Origin of the sequence: Paenibacillus tarimensis (genome assembly GCF_021532315.1) — a bacterium.
Classification (GTDB): domain Bacteria; phylum Bacillota; class Bacilli; order Paenibacillales; family Paenibacillaceae; genus Paenibacillus_I; species Paenibacillus_I tarimensis.
Genome location: NZ_JAKGAO010000032.1, coordinates 1 through 10850 on the forward strand (window position 1 = coordinate 1; position 10850 = coordinate 10850).

6 protein-coding genes are annotated in these 10850 nt (G+C 53.2%); 5 read left to right on the plus strand and 1 reads right to left on the minus strand.

Going from position 1 to position 10850, the window contains the following annotated elements:
• Window positions 1–135 precede the first annotated feature (135 nt).
• Window positions 136–3144 carry a PAS domain-containing protein gene (locus L1N82_RS23515; RefSeq protein WP_235289554.1) on the minus strand — a complete coding sequence of 1003 codons (3009 nt, stop codon included), beginning with the start codon at window positions 3142–3144 and terminating at the stop codon, window positions 136–138.
• Between the two features lie 223 nt (window positions 3145–3367).
• Between L1N82_RS23515 and L1N82_RS21770 the strand changes: the two genes are divergently transcribed.
• The 5 genes from L1N82_RS21770 (at window position 3368) to L1N82_RS21790 (ending at window position 10727) form a co-directional block, all read left to right on the plus strand.
• Window positions 3368–4330: a calcium/sodium antiporter gene (locus L1N82_RS21770; RefSeq protein WP_235289555.1), complete on the plus strand. Its 963-nt coding sequence runs from the start codon at window positions 3368–3370 to the stop codon at window positions 4328–4330.
• A gap of 226 nt (window positions 4331–4556) precedes the next feature.
• Window positions 4557–7001 carry a helix-turn-helix domain-containing protein gene (locus tag L1N82_RS23520; RefSeq protein ID WP_235289556.1) on the plus strand — a complete coding sequence of 815 codons (2445 nt, stop codon included), beginning with the start codon at window positions 4557–4559 and terminating at the stop codon, window positions 6999–7001.
• Between the two features lie 199 nt (window positions 7002–7200).
• On the plus strand, window positions 7201–8178 hold the full coding sequence (locus tag L1N82_RS21780; RefSeq protein ID WP_235289557.1) for an ABC transporter permease: 978 nt from the start codon (window positions 7201–7203) through the stop codon (window positions 8176–8178).
• A 21-nt stretch (window positions 8179–8199) separates the two neighbouring features.
• Window positions 8200–9084 carry a carbohydrate ABC transporter permease gene (locus L1N82_RS21785; RefSeq protein WP_235289558.1) on the plus strand — a complete coding sequence of 295 codons (885 nt, stop codon included), beginning with the start codon at window positions 8200–8202 and terminating at the stop codon, window positions 9082–9084.
• A 71-nt stretch (window positions 9085–9155) separates the two neighbouring features.
• Window positions 9156–10727: an extracellular solute-binding protein gene (locus L1N82_RS21790; RefSeq protein ID WP_235289559.1), complete on the plus strand. Its 1572-nt coding sequence runs from the start codon at window positions 9156–9158 to the stop codon at window positions 10725–10727.
• The last annotated feature ends 123 nt before the right edge of the window (window positions 10728–10850 follow it).

Sequence of the window (10850 nt, forward strand, 5' to 3'; positions counted from 1 at the left end):
TGTTGAAGATAAATATAGCCTGTTGAGGTTTCTCAACAGGCTGACCGCTGTCTTGGAAAGACAGCGGCCTGCCTGATTTTGCCATTGCGGGTGAGCTTTCAACGCTGCTCCTTAGATCTTAACCTTTCCGGCGGCTTAAGCTAATGTGAAGGGGACGATGAAGATGAAGGTCGAGCCGACCCCTTCCTCACTATCTGCGGTTATATGCCCTTCCATCAATTCAACCAGCTTCTTGCAGATTGCGAGTCCAAGCCCGGTTCCGCCATACTTGCGGTTAAGCGAAGGATGCAGCTGGGTGAAGGATTGAAACAGCAGATCCTGTTTAGCCTCCGAAATCCCTATGCCGGTATCGGTTACGCGGAACTCCAGCAGGCAGGTACGGCTGCCATTTAACGCTTTTAGTGAGACATCCACGGAAACGGTGCCTTCCTCCGTGAACTTGATTGCATTGCCAATCAAATTGACGAGAATCTGGCGGAGTTTTAATTCATCTCCGATTAACAGCTCCGGTATTTCGGGGGCGATTGAGATGGACAGCACAAGGCCTTTCTCAACCGACCTGGCTGTGAACAGTTCCACAACCCCATCCAGCGTTTGCCGAATGCTGAACGGCTCGGGCATTAGCTCTGCTTTACCCGCTTCCATCTTACTGAAGTCCAGAATCTCATTCAGCAGCCGCAGCAGAGCATCGTTGCTGTTCCGGATAATATGGATATATTCGAGCTGCTCCCCGCTCAAGGAGGTATCGGCCAACAGGTCGGTCATGCCGATGATACCGTTCAGCGGCGTACGCAGCTCGTGGCTCATAACGGCCAGGAATTCAGATTTTGCACGGTCAGCCTGTTCGGCATGCTCCTTGGCCTGAATGATCTCCTTCTCGCCGGTCTTATCCCGGAAGACAATCACGGCTCCCTTGCGTTCTCCGCGGTCAGCCAGCGGCGTCACCTCATACTCTACGAAAAAGCTGGACCCGTCCTTCCGCCAGAAGATCGCGTCGCTGCTCTCTAATGAGGTTCCAGTCTCCACAGCCTTTACCAGCGGCGATTCCCCGGGAGTATAGTGACTTCCGTCTGCATGTGTGTGCTGCAAAGTGTACAAGATTTGTCTGTTATTCCAATCCTGTGCTTCCAGACCGAGAAGCGAGGAGGCAGCGGGATTATAGAACATTACCCTGCCGCTTGTATCTACGCCCACAATTCCCTCTGATACGGAATTGAAGATGAGCTCGCGTTCATAGCTCAGCTTCTCTACTTGCTCCAGGTAACGCTTGCGTTCTGTAATATCGACAGCGATTCCGTAGACGCCGACAATATGGTCGTCCACAATGATGGGCACGTTGGTAATACTCGCTTCAAACTGCATTCCATCCTTGTTGGTAATGCGTATTTCGTAGGTCTGGGGCTTCCCATTCTTCACTTCCTCGAAGTGCTGAATGGTCCGATGCAAGTCGGCCGGGTCAACCAGCTGCTGAAAATGCATACCTGTTAACTGCTGCCTGGTGTATCCTGTCAGCAGCTCCATATTTACATTGCCGGAACGGAAACACCCGTCGAGATCGAGGGAGAATACGCTGGAGGGATTGTATTCAAACAGTGATTTGAACCGCTGCTCGCTCTCCTGCAGGCGCAGCTCCGCCTGGCGGCGCTCGGTAATATCACGGGAAACGGCGATAATATCCTGGAGCTGTCCGTTCTCATCCCTGGTATACCTGCTTGTCGTCTCGAACCACAGATAACTGCCATCCTTCTTCTTGAAGCGGAATATAATAGTACCGCCTGGTGCATTCTCCGGCTGGTTGTCTGCCAGGAATTCCTCGACCGAATTCCGGTCATCCGGGTGGATATACGCATACCCGCTCGTGCCGACGAGTTCCTCAGGCGTATACCCGAGCAGAGGCAAGCATGCCGGTGAAGCGTAGAGAAAGGTGACCTCATGATTGACGGCATGCCTGGAGATCATGTCCCTCGAATGGTCCTGAATCAGGCGGTAGTTGCGCTCACTGTTCTTGAGCTGCTCTTCCATGGCTATTTGGGCCGTTATATCCTGGACCATTCCAATAATCTGAACCGGCTCGCTGTTATCGCCGTACGTAACCTCCCATTGCGAATGGATAGTCTTGACTGACTTGTCCGGCAGTACAATCCGGTATCGCATCTGGGAGGTTTGCTCGCCTTCCAGTGTCCGTCCGATAACATGCCCGACCTGCGGGGCATCATCCGGATGAATAGCGGCCATAAAAGAAGCATAATCTGCTTCGACCGGCTGAATCGTGTTGCCGAAGATCCGGCGCATTTCTGCCGAGAAGTACAGCTTGCCTGACAGCAGATCCCATTCCCATGAGCCAATAAGAGCAATTTGCTGAGCCTTGGCAAGTGTCTGTTCATTCTTGATCCGTGCGGTAACGTTGCGGCCGATCGCGAGGATCCGAATGACCTCGCCTGCCGGGCTGCGCATGACTTTGCAGGATGTCTCAAACCACAGATAGTGCCCGTCTTTGTGGCGCAGCCTGCGTGTGTATACGTCCGTGTCGGAGAACAGCGAGGTTTCCCGCATTTCTTTTGCATCCTCGGGATGGTAGAATTCCAGCCGGTTCCGGCCGATAATCTCCCGGGGAGCATAACCAAGTGTTTCTTCTGTGGATGGTGAGATATACAATATCGTGCCATCCGGGCTGCTGAAAGAAATCAGATCCTGTGCATTCTTCGTGATTAGGTCATATAAATCACGGGTTTCCAGCAGCTTTTGGTCGTCTGCCTTCCGCGCGGTTGTTTCAATGAAATGGGTGACCAGGTATATTGGTATTCCGGTATCCTCTTCGCGGATAAGCGAAGTATACAGCTCTGCAGAGATGATTTTGCCATCCTTGCGGACATAGCGTTTTTCGGTTTGCATGACGCCGTCCGGGTTGTTCAGAAGGTAGGCCATGGCTTCATGATGGTTGGTTACGCCGCGGTCCTCAGGGTAAGTAATATCTATATACGAAAGCTCTAGAAGCTCAGACTCCGAATAGCCAAGCATCCGGCAGAAGGCGGGATTGATCATCCGCCAGCGGCCGTCTTCCGGTGTCATGACGATAATACCACCGGGCGCGTGACGATACATATATTCATAGATGGATAAGCGATCCCTCGTTTGATCCCTCACAAAAACCCTCCTTAGGATGCGGGACTTACGATTAGTGGTGTTATTGTACTCTATATAGTATACGGTATTTTTGAAAGTTTCCTAGTGGAGCGTGGTGAAATACGAAAGGGAATGAGCGGAAACATAAGACACCGATTTACTCGGCAAAGGGGTTAGAGCTAACCTTCCGGGACCATAATAAGCCCATGCCATAGTTCATGATTAAAGAATGAGGTGAAGCTGTATGTCTTATATTCTGCTGGTCGTCGGATTTGCCCTGTTGATTAAAGGGGCGGACTGGTTTGTTGAGGGGGCATCCAGCATCGCGGCGCTGCTGCGTATATCCCCGATGCTGATCGGCCTGACCATCGTGGCATTCGGAACAAGCTCGCCGGAAGCGACCGTCAGTATACTGGCTGCCATGAAAGGAAATGCAGATGTTGCGCTTGGCAATATCGTAGGCAGTAATATACTGAACACGACGCTGGCTATCGGACTCACCGCATTTCTGATGCCAATGAAGGTGGAAAGTACGACAATACGCAAGGAAATACCGTTTACGGTCCTTGCAAGCGTAGCGCTGCTCGTGCTTATCAGTGATGCTGCACTGCAAGGTGCCGAAGCAGGAAACAGCTGGATAACCAGAGGGGATGGCATCATCCTGCTGCTGTTCTTCGCGATCTTCCTCTATTACATAATTGAAGCCGCGCTCAATAACAGAGAGCAGCCTAGTGAAGATTATGCAGCAGCCGGAGCCAAAGGATGGGGAAGGAACATATTGTTCACGCTGCTTGGACTTGCCGGCATAATTATCGGCGGTGAGCTGGTCGTTCGCAGCAGCACACAGATTGCGCTCGCGCTTGGCATGAGCGAGACGCTGGTGGGGCTGACGATCGTGGCAATCGGCACCTCGCTGCCGGAGATCGTGACCTCTGTTACAGCTGCGCTTAAGAAGAGGGGAGATATCGCTCTTGGCAATATTGTAGGGAGCAACATTTTTAACCTGCTGTTCGTGCTGGGAACGGCATCGGTTGTTGCTCCGCTTGGTGTCGACCCGAAGATTGCTTCAGATATGCTGATCATGATTGGCTTGATGGTCGTGCTGTTCATCTTCTCCAGAACACGCTACACGATAGCACGGTCGGAGGGGATCATTCTGGCTGTCTCCTACTTGGTGTATCTTGTCTATATTATTATCCGGAATTAGGGCGCACGAGCGGCTGTGAATCGTCCGCAGAGGAAGACCCCTGGCTTCCTCTGCAGGCTGGAACAGCCGCTCTATGTGTGTCGGCCAAGATGGGATAGGTCTGATAATTGAACACTTGTATCGGAAATTTAACAGATCGTTCCCGCGGGCTGCCCCATATAATTGAAAGAGGTCTTTATAATGAGATAAAATGAAAGCGCTTAACTCATATTAGCGGGGTGATGTCGTGAGGTTTAACAGGCTGCTTGTCAAGCTTCCTGAGAAAGCATGGCGCAGGCTAGGGGACAGGGGAAGCTTTTACCGCCAAAGTCTCATTCTGTTTCTGCTAATCGCTAGTATTCCAGGCTTCATAACCGGTGTCTGTATCTATTTTTTCGCAGTAGGCGGAATGGAGCGGGATCTTAGCGATATGCACCGCAGCCAGGTGGCGGAGAGGGTACGCAATATTGATGATCAGCTTGCTTATCTTGAAATGGATTTGTCTCATTGGGCCTTCAACCCGCGCTTCGGCTCGGAGCTAAAGGAACTGGATTATGTATACAATTTTCTGGAAACCTATGACATTACAAAGACGCTGGTTGTCGTCAATGGCTCCCATCCGCTGATCGATAATGTCGAGCTGTTCATTGACCGTGAAGAGCCGGTGCTGTTCAAGCCTGGCTATTATAAGATGGCGGATCCGGAAGCTATTCAGATGTACCGGAATTTGCTGGCGGACCGAAGAAGCATCTACTGGACGGGCCGCGCGGTAGAGGAGGGATCAGCTCGCAGCTGGACTAGTAATGGGGGTAAGAGCAATGTGGAAGCTATGCACCCCGAGGACGCCGACGCACTCGGAATGGATGAACTGTCACGTGAGACGGCAGCTGTCCGAGATGGAGCAGAGGATGATTCTATAAGGCTGGTCCACCGTATTCCGGGTGAAAGCCCGTCTCCGTTCGGTGTGCTAGTGGTGACGGTGAAGCAGGACAGGCTGGCTAATCTGCTGAAGACGATGACCCCCTACAACGAAGGAGCAACCTTCCTGCTCGATGGCAGCGGACAATATATTATTTCGGACAAGTCGGAGGGAAGGGAGCTTCAGGCTCGCCTGCGTGAAGAGGTACTGAAGCGTAAGGAGAAGGCAGGTACATTCTTATGGGAGGAAAGCGCGGTAACCTATTCGGTCTCCTACGGGCCCATCAGGCGGGTGGAAGCGGAGTGGACTTACATTTCAGCTGCGCCCGTGACAGCGATAACGTCGCCTGTCGTAACCCTATCCAATATTATCCTTCTTATAAGTACAACCGGCCTGCTGCTTGCGCTTCTGCTCTCCTGGCTTGCCTCGCGGCGGATATACTCGCCTGTTGAGAGGCTTATCAGGCGGTTTGACGGTGAATCGGGACGGCCGCCGAGAGGAATAAACGAATTTCAATATATTGAGAGTCAATGGAGCCAAGCCGCCTCGGTCAGGCGGGATCTGGAGAACCGTCTGACCGACCAGCTGCCAAGCCTGCGGACCGGCTTTCTCTTCCAGCTCATGCAGGGTCACCTGTACACGCATTCCGAAGAACATCTGCGGGAGCGAATGAAGCGGTACGGCTGGGAAACGGGAGGCAGCAGGTTCTATATCCTTCATTTTCAGCTGACGGGCTGGGAGCAGGAAGGACGGTTCACCTATGGGGATGAAAGCCTGCTGACGTTTGCGGCGGCCAACATTATGGAAGAGCTGGCAGCGGCCCGGCTTGATCAGTATAATGTGCTCAATTTCCATGACCTGTCAGTCGCTTTGTTCGTCATATTACCTGCGAATCAAGAGGGCTCCGAGCTGCTCAGTGAGCTTGCCGGAGAGGTAACCTCTGCTGTGAACCGGCTGCTGCGCGTCCAGGTGGCAGCCGCCCTCAGCCGGCCGGTAAACGATGTAAGCCGCGTAACGGAAGCCTACATGGAGATTGAGCGTGCTGCGGGCTTCCGCCGTCTTATCGGACGCAACCAGCTGCTTAATATGCAGGACCCCGGCGTCTATGATTTGCCCGATGGCGGTGCAGAGTATCCGTTCGGCACCGAGCTGGAGCTGGTACAGGCCATGCGCCGGGGCAAGCGTGAGGAAGCGGAGGCGGCTGCCGGACGTTTTCTTGAAGAAGCCGTTAAGGCGTGCCGGACGGAGACGGAGCTGCAGCAGACCATGCTGCAGCTGCTGGGCAGCATTCGCCACATGATGCTGGAAACGGGCGTTAACCCCCTGCGCCTGTCAGGGGGAGCTAATCTGTTCGGCAGGCTGTCCCAGCTGCGTGATCCGCAGCGGATGCTGAAGCTGCTGAAGGAAAAGGCGATTCTGCCGTTTTTGTCCGAGCGCGAGGCCCTGGCGGGTGTTGAGCTCAGACGGCTGGTGGAGCAGACCATTGATTACATTCAAAAGCACTATGGCGAGGATATCTCGCTTGAAGGCTGCGCCGATCTGGCCGGAACCAGCTCTTACACGCTGAGCAAGCTGTTCAAGCAGGTTACCGGTACCAATTTTATTGATTACGTCACCGAGCTTCGCATTAACCGGGCTAAGGAGCTTCTGCGAACCACAGACATGAGGGTGGCAGAGGTGGCGGAGGCGGTCGGCTATCAGCAGCGATATTTTAACCGGATCTTCAAGAAGCACTCGGGTGTTACGCCCACCCAGTACCGGGAGAAGGCTTGACAGGCAACAAAGTACATGGCTGCAAAAGAGTACCACTGCGAGCGGAAAAACCGTTACTTCATAAGGATTTCCGCTTGCAAAAATGTTGAATTGTAAGCCTTTACATTTTCCTTGCATAATCGGGTCAAGGAACAGCTGGATGGAAGGTGCCGGGAAATTCCGGGCTTCCAACTACATTCCAAACCGAAAGGATGAGCCGATGAAAACAACGACGCTGCCTGCCGAACCCGTTATTGCCGCTGGCCGTTCGGACCCGGTGCCTGGGAAGAAGAAAAGGGGTTTAGCCGGCAGGCTTAAGAAGGACAGATGGCTGTATGTGCTTTTGCTGCCCGGGCTGCTTTACTTTCTTGTATTCAAATATTTACCCATGTGGGGGGTGCTGATTTCCTTCCAGAATTATCAGCCGTTCACGGGGTTTTGGAACAGCGAGTGGGTCGGCTTCGAGCACTTCCGTACCTTCTTCTCCAATCCGGATTTTGGGAGACTGCTGCGCAATACCTTTATTCTGGCGGTCTATGACCTGGTCTTCTTCTTCCCGGCTCCTATCATCATCGCCCTGCTGCTTAATGAGATCCGGGTGGGGATTTTCAAGCGTGTTGTTCAGACGATGGTCTATGTGCCCCATTTTATCTCCATGGTGATTGTGGCCAGCATGACTTATGTGTTTCTGACTACACAAGGAGGCGTGATCTACGAGCTGGTTGTTCAATTGACGGGAGCCAAAATTAATTTTCTGTCCGATCCGGACTGGTTCCGGCCGCTGATTATCCTGCAAATCATGTGGAAGGAGACGGGCTGGGGCACCATTATATTCCTTGCGGCACTGGCCTCGGTTGATATGGAGCAGTATGAAGCGGCGGTTGTGGATGGCGCGAACCGCTTTCAGCGGCTCTGGCATATCACCCTTCCGGCAATCAGCGGGGTGATCGTGATTTTGTTAATTCTGCGGCTCGGGAACTTCCTCGATAACGGCTTTGAGCAGATCTTCCTGATGACCAACTCGCTTAACCGCACCGTTGCGGATGTGTTCGATACGTATGTCTATTTTGTCGGCATCACCCAGGGGGCTTTCAGCTACAGTACGGCGATCGGGCTGTTCAAGTCAGTGGTCGGCATCATATTAATCTTCGGCAGCAACTGGCTGGCCAAGCGCTTCGGCAAGGAAGGGCTCTATTAATGGGAAAGGGGGCGTCTGCTCATGGGAAGCAAGCATGATTCACTCGGGGAAAAATTATTCGACGGTATGAATTATCTGTTCCTGGCGGCCTTGGCACTGATTACCGTACTGCCGTTCATCTACATTATCGCCGGCTCGTTCGCCACGGAAGCGGAGCTGTCCGAGCGGTCCTTCTTCCTCATCCCCCGTGACTATTCGCTCAGTGCGTATCATTATATATTCTCATCCGAGACGATCTTCCGGGGGATGGGGGTATCAATCTTCATTACAGCAGTCGGCACGCTGGTCAATCTCGCATTCACGCTGACGATGGCTTACTCCCTGTCGCGGCGGGAGCTGCTTGGCAGGCGGCTGATTATGAACCTGGTCATCTTCTCCATGCTGTTCAGCGGAGGGATGATTCCGACCTATCTTGTTGTGAAGGAGCTTGGTCTGCTCGACAGCTATGCCGCTGTTATACTGCCGGGCGCGATCAGCGCTTTCAACCTGATTATTATCCGCAACTTCTTCCAGGAGCTTCCCGCTGGACTGGAGGAGTCGGCCCGGATCGATGGCTGCACCGATCTCGGCGTGCTGTGGCGCATCGTGCTGCCGCTCTCCAAACCGATTATCGCCACCTTCGGGCTGTTCTACGCGGTCGGTCACTGGAATAACTTCTTCTCTGCTCTGCTCTACCTCAATGATCATACGATGTGGCCGCTGCAGGTGCTGCTCAGGGAAATCGTCATGCTCTCGCAGATGGCTATAGGCGATGTAGGCAGCATGGACCCGAACTATGTGAAGCCGCCTGAGCAGTCGGTCAAAATGGCCGTAATTGTAGTAGGTACCATACCGATTCTGCTGGTTTATCCGTTCCTGCAGAAGCATTTTGCCAAAGGTATGCTGCTGGGCTCCATTAAGGGGTAACAGCTGTTCATTCCGTATAAAGCTAGCTGGTCACCGGCCTTGGGCCGTAAAACATCCGAGGAGGAAGATTCATGAACCTGTATGCGAACAAGAAGGGCCGTAAGGCCAAGGGCTTTGCTGTGCTGCTTTCCTTAGCTATGCTGCTGTCGCTGCTTGGAGCTTGTTCTGGGGGCGGCGGGAACAGCGGCGGGTCCCAGCCAGCGGATACGAAGGCCGAGACGGCTGGGGAAGGCGCTGGCTCAGAGAATTCACCGCTGAAGCTGAGCATTATGGTACCGTCATTCAAGACCGACCTGCCGGATAAGAACAGCCCGGTTCTGAAGGAGCTGGAATCTTACACGAACACCGACATCACGATGCAGTTTGTACCAAACAGCTCTTATCCCGACAAGATGAATATCACGCTTGCCTCCGGGCAGCTGCCGTCTATCATGGTGGTTGACCGTACGCCAAGCTTTATTAATGCCGCGCGGGCGGGAGCGTTCTGGGAGCTGTCCCCTTATTTAAAGGACTATCCAAACCTCAGCCAGGCGAATGACGTGGTGCTGAACAATTCTTCTATTGATGGCAAGCTGTACGGAATCTATCGTGCCCGGACGCTTGGGCGGATGGGGGTAACCATTAATAAGGATTGGCTTGAGAAGGTTGGCATGGAGCCGCCGAAGACGATTGATGAATTTTACAGCATGCTGAAGGCATTCAAGGAACAGGACCCGGACGGCAACGGCAAGGACGATACCTATGGTCTTGTCGTAACGAAATACGCCGGTCCGTGGGATATTATGCAGGTCTGGTTCGGCGCGCCGAACAAATGGGGCGTAGGGGAGGACGGCAAGCTGGTGCCGACTCATATGACACCGGAGTACAAGGAGGCGCTCGCTTTCTTCCGCAAGCTGTATGAAGAAGGGCTGGTTAATGAAGACTTTGCGGTTATGGACCCTGCCGTCTGGATGGACCCGCTGGTTAACGGCCAGGCTGGCGCAGTTGTGGACGTAGCCGACATGGCACGCCGGATCGACGGCCGGATGCAGGATAAGGCAGAGCGTGAGACCTCCTATATGTCGGTGCATCAGGCACCCGTTGGTCCGAAGGGCCATCGGGATATGCCGACACAGGGCTATTCATCCATGCTTGCCATCTCCAAGTCTGCGATCAAGACCGAGGAGGAGCTGAAGCGGGTGCTGAAATTCCTTGATCAGATCAATGATCCGAAGATGCAGCTGCTGCTGTCATACGGTATGGAAGGACGCCACTACGAAATGAAAGACGGATTCCTGATCTCGACCGTCACGGAAGCGGATGTGGCTTTGGTGAAGGAATATGAGGCGATGAACCAGATGCTGATGTTTATCCCGCAGGTTCTGCCGCCGCTGGAGCAGACGGATGTGAACAAGCAGATTGAAGAGGTTTACAAGGCGAACGAAGCGATCATCGTGGCCAATCCTGCCGAGCCGCTTGTGTCTCAGGTCTATGCGCAAAAAGGACAGCAGCTGGACAATATTATCGCTGACGCAAGAATAAAGTATATTGTCGGCCAGCTGGACGAGAAGGGCCTGGATGAAGCGATTGCCCTTTGGAGAAGCAGCGGAGGAGATGAATACATCGCTGAAATTAACAAGCTGTATGAGGAAGCCAATTCCTGAAATGCAGCATTAGTAGCGGTCTAAAGGGTCACAAGCAATAGGTAGCAGGGAGCATTGCCTGCGGGGTAAGCTGCCGGGCAGCACACACCCGCAGGCAATGCTGCTATCAAGGCAGGAACATTG

What these genes read in the sequence shown, in the direction of transcription:
- L1N82_RS21770 (WP_235289555.1), top strand. Translation starts at nt 3,368, where the DNA reads ATGTCTTATATTCTGCTGGTCGTCGGATTTGCCCTGTTGATTAAAGGG.
- L1N82_RS21785 (WP_235289558.1), top strand. Translation starts at nt 8,200, where the DNA reads ATGGGAAGCAAGCATGATTCACTCGGGGAAAAATTATTCGACGGTATG.
- L1N82_RS21780 (WP_235289557.1), top strand. Translation starts at nt 7,201, where the DNA reads ATGAAAACAACGACGCTGCCTGCCGAACCCGTTATTGCCGCTGGCCGT.
- L1N82_RS21790 (WP_235289559.1), top strand. Translation starts at nt 9,156, where the DNA reads ATGAACCTGTATGCGAACAAGAAGGGCCGTAAGGCCAAGGGCTTTGCT.